This window comes from Salinibacillus kushneri (genome assembly GCF_900111405.1).
Lineage (GTDB): Bacteria > Bacillota > Bacilli > Bacillales > Alkalibacillaceae > Salinibacillus > Salinibacillus kushneri.
The window spans coordinates 19,202-34,819 of record NZ_FOHJ01000007.1 but is presented as its reverse complement, the minus strand read 5'-3'; the positions used below and the strand labels follow the sequence as shown (position 1 = coordinate 34,819).

The window sequence follows — 15,618 nt, the reverse complement described above, 5'->3', positions numbered from 1 at the left end:
CTTTTATAGCGTTTGTTATTTGCCCAAATGTATGTGTTCTAAGGCAAGGTAAAATGATGCAATCCCTATATTATTGGCGTTATTTAATTAGGGGCGGGATGGAGCTTTTTTTGTAGTTTTTCTTCAGAATAAATCCAGCCCGTATAAGAAGTTTTAATGTTATAATCGTAATCGAGCTTAACAACGGCTACAAACGGATAATGGCCTTTAGATCGATAACGTAAATCAATAAAACGGACTTCTGTATAGCGGTCTAATTTTTCAATTTCCCAGCGGTATACCGGCGAAAAAGATATAAAAGCTTTAACATTGCGGTCTTGCAGTGCCTTTTTCATGGCTGGATGATCAGGAAGTTCTTTTCGTTTGAATGTGTCTACTATTCTGATCTCTCCATTTTCAGAACGGGCAACATAAAAATGGTCATTCGCAGTTATGGCAATCTTCCAAGTGTTATGCTTGATTGTTGGTGATGTGACTATTCGTTGGACATCCTCCTGCTGCTGATGAATTTTCTTAATAATATCCTGTTTGTCAAAATATCTTTTCACATAATACAAAAATAAAACAAAATAGAGAATAAGAAACGTAAATCCAGGATCTGCATTAAAAAACAGCCAGGCAATAATACCGACTATATGGAGTGCAAAAATATACGGGTCAAAGGTATTAATCCAGCCAAGGGCAATCCAATTTTGGTTAAAAGGACGGGCTGCCTGGGTTCCATACGCATTAAAAATATCAACAAATACATGAAATATAACAGCTAACAGTGTCCAGAAAAATAAATGCCAAAAAGGTGTTTGGGGTACAAATGTATGGATAGCAGCTGAAATGGCCGTTCCCCAGGCCATAACGGCTGGTATGGAATGGGTAATACCCCGATGGTTTCGGATATAAAGGGCGTTGTTTCTAAATTTTAGGATTGTATCAAAATCAGGTGCATTGGATCCTAAAAGGGTTCCAATCATTAGGGGTTGAAATACGGCTGAATCCTGTTGAACCACTGGATCAAGAGTAGCCAGTCCCCCAAGAGCAATCCCCATCGTGATGTGTGTTGCTGTATCCATCGTATCATCCCTTCAAAAATTTTGTTAGGCTGTTACTGAAAATGTCCTGATAACCCCTATAAAAGCAGCTAAACTACACGTAGACTCTTGCACGTAAGCTTAGGCGTGTTGCTTGCACAAGAGCGCATGTTTCATTCAACTGCGATAGGGAGAGCAACTAACTAAACTAAATGTGCCTTTGTTTTGACAGTAAGGAAGGAGAAACTATGTACGATTATCAATCCCATCTGGAAGAACTGGATATACAAGCCTTTAAAACGGATTTAATACAATGGTTTAAGGAAGTCCATCGCAATCTACCCTGGAGACATGATCCCACTCCTTATCATGTGTGGGTTTCTGAAATTATGCTTCAGCAAACCAAGGTAGATACGGTTATTCCGTATTATCATCGTTTTATGGAAAAATTTCCAACACCAGAAGCTTTAGCAAAAGCTGATGAGCAAGACGTACTTAAAGTTTGGGAGGGCTTAGGATATTATTCCCGTGCACGCAATCTTCAAACAGCTGTACGAGAAGTTGTAGAAGAGTATAACGGGAAAGTCCCTGATAACCCGAAAGAACTAGGAAAATTAAAAGGTGTTGGTCCCTATACAAAAGGTGCCATTTTAAGTATTGCTTTTCAAGAGCCGATACCTGCTGTAGACGGAAATGTTATGCGTGTTATCTCTCGGATTTTACGTATAGAAGAAGATATCGCAAAAGCAAAAACGCGAAAAATCTTTGAGGGCATTATTACAGAAATCATTTCCCAGCATGATCCTTCTTCCTTTAATCAAGGTTTAATGGAGTTAGGAGCGTTAGTGTGTAAACCGAAAAATCCGGTTTGTCACGAGTGTCCCCTTCAAGTTCACTGTCAGGCTTATAAACATGATCTACAGCAAACATTGCCAATTAAATCAACCAGCAAAGCCCAGAAAACAAAGCGCTATGCTGTCCTAATGATTAGAAATGATAATGGAGAGATTCTTGTGCAAAAAAGACCGGAAAAAGGGCTTTTGGCTAACCTTTGGCAATTTCCGATGATTCCTTTGGATGAAATGGATTTTAAAAACCTCATTCAATGGTTTCGTAATGAATATGGTCTTGAGCTTGAACTTGATAAAAAAGTGACCAATATTAAACATGTCTTTTCTCATCTGGTTTGGCAGCTAGAGGTATACTCCGCCACGGTTAAAGGTGGACACGTAGTATCAGATAAAGGAATCTTTTTGGATTATGGAGAGCTAATTAAGCTTCCTTTCCCTGTTTCGCATCAAAAAATTATCCAATTGATTTAAGGAAATCCGCTCAACATATAGTGAGCGGATTTTTATATATTTATTTTGCCTCTGGAAAAGGGATTTCATTCATTTGTGGTATTATTTGGTAGATGAGAAACGGGATATTGAAAAAGGATATGGACACATTAAGTAATGCGGAGGTGATATCAAATGGCAAACAACAAGAAAACCCAATCTGGCACTAATGTGCAGCATGTAAAACAACAAAACCAACAAGCTGCACAAGGCCAACAACAACAGGGACAACAACAATTTGGTGCTGAATTCGCTTCTGAAACTGATGTACAACGTGTGAAACAACAAAACCAAAAGTCTCAACAAAAGAAAAAGTAACCCCCAACCTCAGTTGAGACATTTAAGAGAGCACCCCAGCATGATGAAGCTGGGGTGCTCTTTTTTGGGGACTGTCCCCACATGCTTTAAAGAGCTAAAGTGTGTTCTGTTTTCATTTCCTTTTATTAATGGGTATAATAGATGAAAGATGGACATGTGATGTGTATGGAAAGGGAGATTGTATGATAATTCCCGAGCCAGGTCAGAAAATTGAAATTCAAAGTTATAAACATAATGGTCAATTACACCGTGTATGGGATAAAACAACGGTGTTAAAGGCGAATCATAATGTATTGATTGGTGGCAATGATCGGACGTTGGTAACGGAAAGCGATGGGAGAACGTGGATAACAAGAGAACCGGCCATTTGTTATTTTCATGCTAAGTATTGGTTTAATGTAATTGGGATGATTCGTACAGGTGGTCTTTATTATTATTGTAATTTAGGCTCCCCGTTTGCTTATGATGAAGAGGCATTAAAATACATTGATTATGACTTGGATATTAAGGTTTTCCCAGATATGACATTTACCTTACTTGATGAGGATGAGTATGAGCAGCATAAAAAAGAAATGAACTATCCGCAAGTTATAGATTCCATTATACAAAATCAGGTCGGAATTTTGCAGCGCTGGATTCGTCAGCGTAAGGGTCCATTTTCACCCGAGTTCATCGACCAATGGTACGAGCGCTTTTTAACATATTTAACATAAGAAAAAATACGTTATATTAACAACATCTTTTTAAAGGCCTGCCTGAGTCTTCAGCAGGCTTTCCTTCATGTTTTGGGATTAAAATTCGTTCAAACAAAATTCTTATCATATTATTGCTATACAAACAAAGGCTATGCACATAGGAGTGAGCAATTTTGGGAATTATTAGACGTTACTTGCAATTTGTAAAGCCCTATAAATGGCGATTGCTTTTAACCATTTTTATAGGGATTTTGAAGTTTGGCATACCGCTCTTATTACCATTGATTATAAAATATGTTATTGATGATGTGATTGGTGCTGAAGCCCTGTCGCAAGCTGAAAAAATTGATCAGTTATTGCTTGTCATGGGCCTTGCTTTCTTTATCTTTTTAATTGTGCGCCCACCGATTGAATATTTCCGTCAATATTTAGCGCAGTGGATTGGGAGTAAAATTTTATATGACATTCGGGACCGGTTATTTGATCATATTCAAAAATTAAGTCTGCGCTTTTATTCGCAATCAAAAACCGGCGAAATCATCTCACGTGTCATTTATGATGTGGAGCAAACCAAGCAGTTCGTCATCACCGGGCTAATGAACATCTGGCTCGATATGATGACGATTGCTATAGCTGTGTCGATTATGTTTACCTTGGACGTCTGGCTAACCCTTATTTCAATCATTCTTTTCCCACTGTTTGGGGTTTCGGTCAAATATTTTTATTCCCGCTTGCGAAGACTGACCCGTGAGAGATCACAGGCGCTGGCGGAGGTTCAGGGACATTTACATGAAAGAGTGCAGGGCATGCCGGTGATAAGGAGCTTTGCCTTAGAGGATTATGAACAAAAGCAATTTGATGAAAAAAATTACAAACACTTAAATAAATCTTTAGACCATACTTCGTGGAATGCCAAGGCTTATACCGTTACGCATACGATCACGGACTTAGCCCCTTTGTTAGTTGTGGGACTCGGCGGTTATCTGGTTATTAGCTGGGGACTATCGATTGGTACAATGGTGGCTTTTGTCGGTTATATGGATCGTGTTTATAATCCATTACGACGCCTGGTAAACTCTGCAACTATCCTAACCCAAGCCCTTGCATCCATGGATAGGGTATTTGAATTTCTAGATGAAAAATATGACATTCTAGACAAAAAGGACGCGAAAAAATTAGAGAAGGTAAACGGAAGAGTGCAATTTGATGACGTTTCCTTCCGGTATGATGAGGAAGAAGCAAAGGTATTACAAAACATTTCCCTTGATGTAAAAGAAGGTGAAACTATCGCTTTTGTCGGTATGAGTGGTGGAGGGAAATCGACGCTAGTTAGCTTAATCCCGCGTTTTTATGATGTGACGGAGGGACGAATTTTATTGGATGACCAAGACATTCGTAATTATGAAGTAAGATCGGTTCGCGACAATATCGGAATGGTTCTTCAGGATAATATTCTTTTTAGTGATTCGGTAGTGATGAATATCCGCATGGGTAAACCAGACGCGACAGATGAAGAAGTGATTGCTGCGGCAAAAGCAGCCAACGCTCATGAGTTTATCATGGATCTCTCGGATGGTTATGATACCTTAGTTGGTGAGCGAGGCGTTAAATTATCAGGCGGTCAAAAGCAGCGTGTGGCTATTGCTAGAGTATTTCTGAAAAACCCACCTCTTCTTATCCTGGATGAGGCAACGTCTGCTTTGGATTTAGAAAGCGAACACTTAATCCAAGAAGCACTGGAAAAACTAGCCCATGACCGCACCACCTTTATCGTCGCCCATCGACTTGCGACAATCACTCACGCCGACCGGATCGTCCTCGTTGAAGATGGACAGATTAAAGAAATGGGTAGTCATGAGGAATTAATGAAGAAAAAAGGCCATTATTATGATTTATTCCAGGTTCAGCATTTGGACCAAATCGAGCCAAGTACCATTTAAATGCTATTACAAAAAAAATAATCCGTGTTGCCGAAATATGCAGCATGGATTTTTTTATTCACTGTCTTCCTTGCCAAATCGACTGAATGGGTGCTATCAGTCTTTTAAATGATAGGTTCATATAGGTAGTAGGGAAGGATTTTAGTTATCGAATTTTTATTATCAAATTTCCATATTATGTAGAATCATATAACTAGATTTATTACAATATAACTTAAACGAAAAATTAAATGATTTAATTAATATTTTAAAAAATATTAATTAGGATTTTAGTATAGGAAATTCTGTAGTTACCTATTTATTACCTCCAGTAAGAAAGGAGTTATTTTGTGAAGGATTATTTTAATTATCGATTTAAAGATATAATGAGGACATTATTGGCTGTTGGGATTGGTTTCTTAGCAGCGTTTATCTTTTCAGACATAGAAGGTGATCATGTCATTTTACTTTGGATAACGGCAGGTTTAGTCATTGCCGAAATTATTCAGTATTATAAATGGAGAAATGATAAAAAGAGAACAAAATGAGTGGTTAATAGTAAATTTATTATTTTTTTATATGTAAAGGGGGTATCGCTGAGTCTTTTGGCATTTCTTCTTTAGCAGTTAGGCTCTTATTTATTTTCATACCTGCTAATTGGCTTATCTATATCATCCTTACCAATATCATTCCTGATCAAGGTCCAACATTATGACGTAAAGCTCTTGTTAAGTTTGTGGGCTATTCCATCCATAATGAAAGAGCATCAAACTGTGCTCCAACAATTTAATGCTCAATCTCTATTACAAATCATGACTTTCTGTTTTAATCGTCTCCTGCTTATGAAATTGCTGATAGCTCCCCAGAAGTCTTTTTAAATGCTCCAACTGGTTTTCATAATCCATTAAATTTCCGGCCAGTGGAAGAAACTGCCACGCATCACGATTAACCTTTGTATGTTCAATAACATCCTCTAAAAGAGCTGAGATATCATGATCTTCATCGAATTGATCTTCCTTTTCAGTATCTTCCCGAATTTTCCCCATGCACATCATAACGAGTTTTTCATGTGTGTGAATCAGATAATCTATTTCGTTTACGATTCTCCCCTTTAAATCAGGAGTTAAATGCCCAAGGGTCTTGTCATAGCGCTGAAGGGTGCGTAAAACTTCCAAAGACTTTTTACTTGTATGAATCAACTGTCGAAATAACACAAGCTTTCTTGCTCTGGTGTATCTGCTTTTTCGCGAATACATGCGTTCCTCTGAAAATAATAAGTAGATATGATCGAGCTTCGTTATATCCTCAATTAGCTTCTCTATTTCATCCTTTAAAGCAGGCTGGTCTGATAAATGCCTGGATGAAAGACGAATCCACTGTAAAGTCTCATTAGATGTTTGTTCAATCTGCCTAAATAATCTCGTTTCATATTTTGGTGGTAAAAAGATAAGATTCACAAGAAAAGCAGCAAAAATTCCGATAAAGACTGATGATACTCTGGTACCAGCGAATTCCACAAAGGGCATATCGGTGCTTTCCATTATCGCAATAACAGAAACCACGGCAAGCATAATAATTTCCTGCTTCATCTGGAATCCCATACAAATGGTCATAACTAAAATGATGGTAAAGCCAATAATCATTGGATCATTCCCAATCACGGTGACCATAATGATTGCAATGACAGCTCCTAAAAGATTGGCTTCAATCTGCTGTAAGACATACTGATACGAACGATAAATGGAAGGCTGAATGGAGAATACAGCTGCAATACCGGCAAAAATAGCAGAGGTGAAGTCAAACATTAAAGCAGCATACATCGCTATGGAGACGGCTAATCCGGTCTTTAAAACTCTTGCACCAAATTTCATCTTTCCATTCCTTCCTTAAATACTTTTATTCAAAGATGTATTATAGCGCATTTTGATCAGAATAAAACGTTTTTTGGTAAATCTTTTTTGAACAACTATATTTTCTATTAAATAACGAACGATAATAAAAATATATAGTAATATAGTATGAAAAATGTCGAATTAAATCTTATTTACATAGAATTAATTGAATATTTACACCTAATTAACGAACATTAGGTTGACCTGGGTTCATTAGTTATCTAATATGAAAGTGAATGATGGTTATTTTAAAATAGGAGGGGAATCATGAAGAAATTTGTGTCGAACAAGCTCTTTAATGTACTCATTGTATGGACGTTAGTATTTCCTAATCTTTTTACATTGTTTGAAGGTACGGTGAGTGCAGAAAGTGAACCAGCGGATTTATTTATTTCAGAGTATGTGGAAGGAGGATCCTATAATAAAGCGGTTGAAATTTATAATGGTACAGGACAAGCCGTTGACCTATCTCAATATACGCTAAAGCTTTACAGTAATGGGGCCGAAACGGCTACGCAGACTTTAGCTTTATCCGGCAGTCTTTCTGCTGGAGATGTTTATGTAGTTGCTCATCCAAGTGCAGCATCAGATATTTTGAACATAGCAGATGAGACTCATGGCGGTGTTGTTAATTTTAATGGAAATGATGCCTTCGCTTTAACAAAAAATGACAGCCAAATTGACGTCTTAGGTACCATTGGACAAGATGGGGACTATGCGAAAGATGTCACTCTTGTACGAAAAGCCTCTATTACATCAGGAACCCTCACATATACAGAAACAGAATGGAATTCCCATGAGAAAGACACATTTGAATATTTAGGAAGCCATAATGGATCACCAACTGATCCTGAAGAGCCAGGTGACCCAAGTGACCCTGTAACGATTGAAGAAGCACGAAACTTAGGCATAGGCACTGAAGTTACTGTTGAAGGTGTTGTGACTGCGGACAATGCTGCTATTGGCGGTGGAAATCTATCCACATACATACAGGATGAAACAGCCGGGATTAATGTGTTTGATTTTGAAGCAACAAGCTATCCAACACTGGAAAAAGGGGAGCGTGTTCAGGTAACTGGCGTTTTAGATGAGTACAATGGCTTGCTTGAAGTGGTGCCAAATAACAGTGATTCTGTGGAAGTTTTAAGTGAAAACAATTCCCTTCCAGCTCTTCAAGAGATTACGTTAGCCGGAATGCAGGATGAGGGAATTGCTGAGCCACTTGAAGGATCCCGTGTTCAAGTAAATGGCTATATTTCCTCAATCCCTTCCAGTCCAGCAGGGGGAGGATATAATATTTCGCTTATTGATGAAGAATTTAATGGTACAACGTTAAGGGTGATGGAGGATGCGTTTGATGTATCCACATTGGAAGAAGGAAAATGGTATGATATTACAGCGATTTTAAGCCAATACAATACCTATCAGTTGATTCCAGCAGAAGCGAGCGATATAACGTTAGCGGATGAACAACCAGACCCACCATCTGCAGCCGGTGAATATACCTCTACTGTTGAATCCGTTACAGACGGAGATACTATTCGTTTGGAAACACCTGTACTGGGCTCTGACCGTGTACGCTTTGTCAACATTGATACACCAGAAACGGATATGGGCTCAAGTAATGGTGCACACGGCGAAAATCAGGATGAGCATGGAGAAGCAGCAAAATCGCATTTGCAGACCTTGCTTCAGCCAGGGGATGAAGTGACTTTAAGAATTGGTGATGAACCTACTGATGATTATGGACGCTTATTGGCTCAGGTCATAAATAAAGATGGGGTAAATACCAACCTTGAAATGGTTCAGGAAGGCTATGCTACGACATACTTTATCTGGCCATTTGGTGAGGATGCTCAATATGAGACGTATCAGACAGCAGTGAAGGAAGCGAAGGAGCAGGGTAAAGGCATTTGGAATCCTGACAATCCATTAATTGAGCAGCCATTTGAATATCGTGCGATTTTAGAAGGTGGAGATTTTAATAAATATGTTGGGAACTCAGATACCATGGAGTATGTTGAGCCAACAGAATTTGAAGAGGTCCCTGTTCATAAGCGGGTTTTCTTCTGGAGTGAAGGTGAAGCACAAGATGCAGGTTATACTCCAGCAGGCGATGAAACAGGTGGAGAGGATCCGGGCGAGCCAGGTGATACCGTTTCTGTTCAGCTTTTAGGTTTAAATGATTTACATGGGAAAATTGATCAGGAATATGAACTGGATATTGATAGCGATGGCCAAATAGATGGTACATTTGGCCGCATGGATTATGTAGCCAGTTATTTTGAAAACCGAGAGCAGGATAATCCGAATACATTAAAGGTACATGCCGGTGATATGATTGGGGCAAGTTCTCCAGTATCTGCCCTTTACCAGGACGAACCGACTGTTGAAATTATGGAGGAAATTGGGTTTGATGTGGGAACAGTCGGCAACCATGAGTTTGACGAAGGTACAGAAGAATTGCTGCGAATGGTCAATGGAGGAGAACACCCTGAAGGAACAGAAAATTACGATGGTATGAACTTTGATGTTCTTTGTGCGAATTGTGTTGATAAAAACACAGGAGAAACAATTATACCACCATACGCCGTTAAGGAAGTATCAGGTCAGGAAATTGGATTCATTGGGGTAACCACACAAGAAACACCTGAAATGGTTATGCCAGATGGAATTCAAAATATGGAGTTTACAGATGAACAAGAGGCTGTTGATCAGGCAGTAGATGAACTAAAATCACAAGGAATCGAATCCATTGTGGTCCTGTCCCATGTTCCTGGATCGCAATCAGGTGATGCCTCAGCAACTGGAGCAGTAGCTGACTTAGCCAGATCGATTGATGATGAAGTAGATATTATTTTTGCCGCTCATAACCACCAAGTGGTAAATGGTGTAGTAGATGATAAGCTCATCGTACAGGCTTATGAATATGGAAAAGCTATGGCAGATATCGACCTTGAAATTGATACAGAATCAGGAGACATCGTACAAAAAGAAGCAGAAATTGTATATATCGATCAAAGTCAGGCTGAGCCTGATACGGAAGTGAAAGGGATTCTGGACAAATATACCGCACTTATTGAAGAAAAAATGAATGAAGTTGTTGGCTATAATGCTCAGGATTTAACCGGTGATTATTCTAATGACGGTGACCATGGATTAGGAAACCTCCTGGCTGATGGTATGAAATGGGCCATGGATAGTGATTTTGCCATGATGAATGGTGGTGGAATTCGTGATAATTTACTGGCAGGTGAAGTGACCTGGGGTGATTTATTTAACATTCAGCCATTTGGTAATGTACTCATGAAGTTTGAGGTTAAGGGTGAGGATCTTTATCCAATCCTCAATGCACAGCTATCCCCTCAGTATGGTCCAGATTACAGTATCAGTGGATTTCATTATACCTGGGATCCGGAAACAGCTGAAGTCGTTACGATTACCTTACCGGATGGAACCCCAATAGATGAAGACAAAACCTATACGTTAACGGTCAATAATTATATGGGTACATCTGAAGGCGAAAAGTATCGTCCAATTGGCGAGCTCGGTCAAAATCCGGAAATGGGGTCAATAGATGTTGATGCGACAGTAGATTTTATGAAGAACTTAAATACAACAGAGGAAAATCCATTAGAATATCAACCAGATGGAGAAGGAAGAATCACAGAAGGTAGTGCTATTGATTATCAGGATGTTACGATTGCTGAGGCACGTGCTGCTGATATAGGAGCGGGTGTCATCCTGGAAGGTATTGTAACTTATGTGGATGGAAATCATTATTACATTCAGGACGAAACGGGCGGCATCGTGATTCGCTCCTCTGATTTAACAGCGGAAGTCGGCGATAAAATTCAGGCTCAAGGGGTAACCAGTTATTATGACGGACTGCTTCAAGTCGTAACAGAAGATGTAGAGGTGATAGAGGAAGACGCTGGTGAACCTGGGGCGAAATCCATTCAGGCAGTCGAGATAAACGAAGATGTAGAGGGACAACTGGTAGAATTAGAATATGTGACAACAAGTTCTGCAAATGAGCAAAATGAATATTTGGCAGAGGATGCTTCAGGTGAAGTCGTAATAGCAGATCCAACTAATCTATTAGAGGAAGGTCAAACTTATAAAAGATTAGTAGGCGTTGTGACGTATAGTTCTGGAGAGCATCAAGTGATTCTGCGTAAAGCTGGTGATGTAACCAAGCTTGCTTTTGTTAATGAAGAAGGTCCAGTTAGTGATGCGACCAACACATTGCTTGAGTCAACCCGAGTACTGGGATTAGATACAGTTAAGGACTTATTGCAAGCGCAACTAACAGAAGTCGTTGAAACGAAAGGAAATACCAAACAGCATATTAAGTCAGCTGTGCACCATATTTCCAAATCCTTAAGCAAAATAGAACAAGGTAAAGGAAATCGTGAGACAGAGCTTAGAAAGATTGAGCATGAATTGAATAAGTTGTTCTAAGGTGTAATGCATGTGGGTGATGAGCCTGCATGCATTTTTTATATTTTTATTGAAGGGGGTAAGTAATTTTGGCTTAATTGATACCATTCTGGTTTTAAAATCGTAATGATGGATGAATTCTTAAAAATTATTTAGAAAACTGAATTAATCAATTTAAAAGAGGTTGAAAAATAGGGTAGAATTCTTTAAAATAAATAATTTTACTAAAGGGTATCGCAGATTGAAGAATACAATAAAAATCAATTAAAGTTGGTCATGCTATATCAAATAAGTCAAAGCTAAATGATAAGTTTTACAAAGCAGGTCTAGACTCCAATCAAATTTTTTGAACGCATTCCTTACGCAGCATGGTCGTTAAAATTTTCAAATCAGTCTGTTGACATGTTTCATGAATATATGGTATATTAATCTCGAATTAAAATTAAATGAATTCGAGACAAAGGACAAACCAAAGATTGAGCTATATTTTTTTAATAAATATTTCGAATTCAAGATTATTAAAATAGGGGGAATATAAAAATGGCGAAGTATTCAGTAGACCAGACCCACTCAGAAATTGGATTTGAGTTAAAACACATGATGGTATCAAAAGTAAAAGGAACTTTTGATTCTTATTCTGCAGAAGTAGAGGCCGAAGATTTAACGGATCTTACTACAGCATCTATTTCGTTCAAAATTGATGTGGCAAGCATTAACACACGTAACGAAGATCGTGATAATCACCTTAAATCCCAGGATTTCTTTGATGTTGAAAAGTATCCAACGGTAGATTTTACATCAACAAGCATTACAAAAGATGGCGATGACTACAAAGTAACAGGTGACCTAACCATCATAGGCGAAACAAAACCAGTAACGTTTGATGTCGAATTTGGTGGTAAAGGAACAGATCCATGGGGTGGAGAAGTATATGGTTTTGAAGCAACGGGGAAATTTAACCGTGAAGATTTCGGCCTTACATGGAATGCACCACTTGAAACAGGTGGCGTTTTAGTAGGTAAGGACGTAAAAATCAAAGTAGAATTAGAATTAAATCCAGCATAAAAACTTCATAGCCTTTAAGCCAGAAATAAACAATAAAGCCAGGGAGCAGTTCATCTGTTTCCTGGCTTTATGTTATGAATAGTTGATTTTTCATTTTGTACCTAGAAGGCAGTTGATGGTTTATTAGTTGATGGTTTATTCTGGCCCATCGCATTCTGGCCTTTTTCCTTTTGTTCAGTTTTTATAAAAAAAGAAGGCTTTTGCAGATAGTATCTGCAAAAGCCAATGAAAACTAGAAAGGAAGGGAGTTTGAGCAAAATGATTGCTCAAATCATAAAAAGGGTAAGAAATGAACGAAAGAATGAAAATCAAATTTTCTGAATTATTGATAATCTTAACACAATCATCTGCTAAAAGCAATTAAATATTCATGAAAGTGCAATAAAAAAGCTCATTCTGCTGTTTGCCTGAATAATCTTTTGATTATTGAAGGAATATATAGTAAGCGTGATCTTTCCTTTACAAATAACTCCCCTCCCGAACAGCTGGGAGGGGAGTGAATAAAAATTGTATATGATCAAACAGCCATTTGCTCAAACGAATAATCAACGGCTTTTAATGTTTGTTCAATATCTTCATCAGTGTGGGCAATAGTTAAGAACCACGCTTCAAATTTGGATGGTGCTAAATTAATGCCCTGATCAAGCATAAGCTTAAAGAAGGTGCCAAATTGCTCTTTATTTGTAGCCTCGGCCTGATCGTAATTTTCCACTTTTTCATCTGTGAAAAATACAGTGAGAGCTCCTTTTAAGCGATTAATGGTAATGTGGATACCGTGTTTTTCAGCACGTTCAAGAATCCCATTCTCAAGCTTTGCTCCTAACCTGTCTAGCTTTTCGTAAACACCGTCTTCCTGAAGGACCTCCAGACAGGCAATGCCGGCCGCCATAGAAGCAGGATTACCAGCCATGGTTCCAGCTTGATAGGCTGGTCCCAGTGGTGCTACTTGTTCCATGATGTCTACACGACCACCATAAGCACCAATTGGCAGTCCGCCGCCAATGATTTTTCCTAAAGCAGTCATATCAGGTTCTACGTGTAATAGCTGCTGAGCACTTCCGTATGTAAAACGAAATCCTGTAATTACTTCATCAAAGATAAGCAGTGACCCTGCGTTATGGGTTAATGTTTTAACCTCTTCTAAAAAGCCCTCATTTGGCTCGACAATTCCGAAGTTCCCGACAATAGGTTCTACAAGGACTGCAGCTATTTGACCTCCCCATTTGTCTAAAGCTTCTTTAAAGGGTTCAATTTCGTTAAATGGAACCGTGATTACATCTTCAGCGATGGAACTTGGAATCCCGGCTGAATCAGGTGTGCCTAAAGTTGAAGGTCCAGATCCTGCTGCAACGAGAACCAAATCCGAATGGCCGTGATAAGACCCTGCAAACTTAATAATTTTATTACGGTTTGTATAAGCTCTGGCTACACGAATGGTGGTCATTACAGCTTCGGTTCCTGAGTTCACAAAACGAACCTTGTCCATGGATGGAATAGCTTCTTTCAGCATTTTGGCAAATTTATTTTCTAAAGCTGTTGGGGTTCCGTATAAAACACCGTTATGGGCAGCGTTCGTGATTGATTCTGCAATGTGTGGGTGACCGTGTCCAGTGATAATCGGGCCATATGCGCCTAAGTAATCAATATATTTGTTTCCGTCCACATCCCAGAAATGAGCCCCTTTTGCTTTCTCCATAAAGATTGGTGTACCTCCACCAACCCCTTTATACGCACGGGATGGAGAATTCACCCCACCAACAATATGCTCTTGGGCTTCTTTATATAATTTCTCAGAATTTGTAATATCCATGCTCATACCTCCCATTTCAATATCCTTTCTTATTGTAGCATAAACGAAATCTTGGGACAGTCCCCACATGCTTTAAAGCATGTGGGGACTGTCCCGTACCCCTTTAAAGCGATAAAGTGTTTGGGATAAAAGATATAAAAATAACTTTCTCCCTTTCCTATCAGAATCGCTGGTTCGTCCTGGTGAGATTTAATGAAGAACAATTTTCACCCATGACGGCCGCATTATTTGAAATTGAGGGCACAAAAGAAGATTATACCGTTCAATTTTTAACTGGAAAGAATCTGGTGCCTACTCACTGGTATGATCAAAAGCATAACATTGGATACGGTACAATTAACAGTGTCTATTCATTTATTGAAAAAGTACGGATTGAAACCGAATAGGACGAATATATTAGTTATGTGGAAGATGAGAAGTATATGTATGTCAGTGAAGAAGTTGCGCAAAAGATTGAATTCTTAACCTCAGAAGGAATTGTTTTGCGGAACGCTTGAAACGTTTCATTTTGATGAACAGTATCCTTTACTTGCAACAGCTGAGGGGGAGTTTGCCTTATTAGTGGCAGGAGATAATCGTATAATGGAATCAGATTTTCATAGGGACTGTCCCCAACTCTTTTAAAGCGTTAAAGTGATAAAAATTTTTTGTTGACATTTTGTTTTTTGGACATTATTATAATAATCAATAAATTCAAACAGCGGATAAATATTTTGGGCGCCGATGAAGAGGAGTAGCTTTCGTTGAAGCTTCAGAGAGCTGGTGGCAGCTGCGAACCAGTGCGGAGATGAAGGTGAATGGACTTCTGAGCCTCCAAACCGAACTCCTTTTGGAAAGTAGGCTTTGGCGAAGATCTCATCGTTACAAGAGATAGGCATTGAAACAATATTTTGTGTAGATGCTGAAAGAGTGTATTGGCAATGAATAAAGGTGGCACCACGGGTTCCTCGTCCTTTTGGATGGGGGACCCTTTTTGTATGGTAAAGGGATTGTGCTGAGGTGATGGTAGTGGAGCTGGATGAAGCTTTGCGGAGCGAGCCAATAAGCCGGAAGTTTTGGCAAATGTTAGGTGCTGCCAGGCAAATAAACCTAGCTGACTAACAAATAAAAT

The 15,618-nt window shown here is 38.9% G+C and carries 12 protein-coding genes and 1 other annotated feature; of the genes, 9 read left to right on the top strand and 3 right to left on the bottom strand.

Going from position 1 to position 15,618, the window contains the following annotated elements:
• Positions 1 to 83 precede the first annotated feature (83 nt).
• The gene (locus tag BMX63_RS11205) at positions 84 to 1,067 is read right to left on the bottom strand and encodes a metal-dependent hydrolase (RefSeq protein ID WP_093135563.1); all 984 of its coding nucleotides are present in this window, start codon (positions 1,065 to 1,067) and stop codon (positions 84 to 86) included.
• 206 nt (positions 1,068 to 1,273) lie between these two features.
• Here BMX63_RS11205 and mutY point away from each other — a divergent pair, with 206 nt between their 5' ends.
• The 6 genes from mutY (at position 1,274) to BMX63_RS11175 (ending at position 6,012) form a co-directional block, all read left to right on the top strand.
• On the top strand, positions 1,274 to 2,347 hold the full coding sequence (gene mutY / locus BMX63_RS11200; protein WP_093135560.1) for an A/G-specific adenine glycosylase: 1,074 nt from the start codon (positions 1,274 to 1,276) through the stop codon (positions 2,345 to 2,347).
• Positions 2,348 to 2,500: 153 nt separating this feature from the next.
• Positions 2,501 to 2,683: a gamma-type small acid-soluble spore protein gene (locus BMX63_RS11195; protein WP_093135558.1), complete on the top strand. Its 183-nt coding sequence runs from the start codon at positions 2,501 to 2,503 to the stop codon at positions 2,681 to 2,683.
• Positions 2,684 to 2,865: 182 nt separating this feature from the next.
• On the top strand, positions 2,866 to 3,396 hold the full coding sequence (gene ntdP / locus BMX63_RS11190) for a nucleoside tri-diphosphate phosphatase (protein WP_093135555.1): 531 nt from the start codon (positions 2,866 to 2,868) through the stop codon (positions 3,394 to 3,396).
• A gap of 155 nt (positions 3,397 to 3,551) precedes the next feature.
• Positions 3,552 to 5,318 (top strand): ABC transporter ATP-binding protein, encoded by a 1,767-nt coding sequence (locus tag BMX63_RS11185; RefSeq protein WP_093135553.1) that lies wholly within the window; start codon positions 3,552 to 3,554, stop codon positions 5,316 to 5,318.
• Between the two features lie 329 nt (positions 5,319 to 5,647).
• Positions 5,648 to 5,845: a hypothetical protein gene (locus BMX63_RS11180; RefSeq protein WP_093135550.1), complete on the top strand. Its 198-nt coding sequence runs from the start codon at positions 5,648 to 5,650 to the stop codon at positions 5,843 to 5,845.
• A 14-nt stretch (positions 5,846 to 5,859) separates the two neighbouring features.
• Complete coding sequence (locus tag BMX63_RS11175) at positions 5,860 to 6,012, top strand: PspC domain-containing protein (RefSeq protein WP_093135906.1); 153 nt, start codon at positions 5,860 to 5,862, stop codon at positions 6,010 to 6,012.
• Between the two features lie 88 nt (positions 6,013 to 6,100).
• Here BMX63_RS11175 and BMX63_RS11170 read toward each other — a convergent pair whose 3' ends face one another.
• Positions 6,101 to 7,168, bottom strand: a complete 1,068-nt coding sequence (locus BMX63_RS11170; RefSeq protein ID WP_093135547.1) for an FUSC family protein — start codon at positions 7,166 to 7,168, stop codon at positions 6,101 to 6,103.
• Between the two features lie 288 nt (positions 7,169 to 7,456).
• Between BMX63_RS11170 and BMX63_RS11165 the strand changes: the two genes are divergently transcribed.
• Complete coding sequence (locus BMX63_RS11165; RefSeq protein ID WP_093135544.1) at positions 7,457 to 11,653, top strand: 5'-nucleotidase C-terminal domain-containing protein; 4,197 nt, start codon at positions 7,457 to 7,459, stop codon at positions 11,651 to 11,653.
• Positions 11,654 to 12,172: 519 nt separating this feature from the next.
• Positions 12,173 to 12,697, top strand: a complete 525-nt coding sequence (locus BMX63_RS11160; protein WP_093135541.1) for a YceI family protein — start codon at positions 12,173 to 12,175, stop codon at positions 12,695 to 12,697.
• Between the two features lie 517 nt (positions 12,698 to 13,214).
• Here the strand turns inward: BMX63_RS11160 and BMX63_RS11155 are convergent.
• A complete protein-coding gene (locus BMX63_RS11155; protein WP_093135903.1) occupies positions 13,215 to 14,507 on the bottom strand; it encodes a glutamate-1-semialdehyde 2,1-aminomutase in 1,293 nt (430 codons plus the stop codon).
• Positions 14,508 to 14,623: 116 nt separating this feature from the next.
• On the opposite strand from BMX63_RS11155, the gene BMX63_RS11150 reads away from it, so the two are divergent.
• Entirely contained in the window at positions 14,624 to 14,893 is a 270-nt protein-coding gene (locus tag BMX63_RS11150) for a hypothetical protein (RefSeq protein WP_093135538.1), read from the top strand.
• A 325-nt stretch (positions 14,894 to 15,218) separates the two neighbouring features.
• Positions 15,219 to 15,465 (top strand) — a binding site (T-box leader).
• Positions 15,466 to 15,618 lie beyond the last annotated feature (153 nt).

What these genes read in the sequence shown, in the direction of transcription:
- mutY (WP_093135560.1), top strand. Translation starts at nt 1,274, where the DNA reads ATGTACGATTATCAATCCCATCTGGAAGAACTGGATATACAAGCCTTT.
- ntdP (WP_093135555.1), top strand. Translation starts at nt 2,866, where the DNA reads ATGATAATTCCCGAGCCAGGTCAGAAAATTGAAATTCAAAGTTATAAA.
- BMX63_RS11195 (WP_093135558.1), top strand. Translation starts at nt 2,501, where the DNA reads ATGGCAAACAACAAGAAAACCCAATCTGGCACTAATGTGCAGCATGTA.
- BMX63_RS11165 (WP_093135544.1), top strand. Translation starts at nt 7,457, where the DNA reads ATGAAGAAATTTGTGTCGAACAAGCTCTTTAATGTACTCATTGTATGG.
- BMX63_RS11205 (WP_093135563.1), bottom strand. Translation starts at nt 1,067, where the DNA reads ATGGATACAGCAACACACATCACGATGGGGATTGCTCTTGGGGGACTG.
- BMX63_RS11155 (WP_093135903.1), bottom strand. Translation starts at nt 14,507, where the DNA reads ATGGATATTACAAATTCTGAGAAATTATATAAAGAAGCCCAAGAGCAT.
- BMX63_RS11170 (WP_093135547.1), bottom strand. Translation starts at nt 7,168, where the DNA reads ATGAAATTTGGTGCAAGAGTTTTAAAGACCGGATTAGCCGTCTCCATA.
- BMX63_RS11160 (WP_093135541.1), top strand. Translation starts at nt 12,173, where the DNA reads ATGGCGAAGTATTCAGTAGACCAGACCCACTCAGAAATTGGATTTGAG.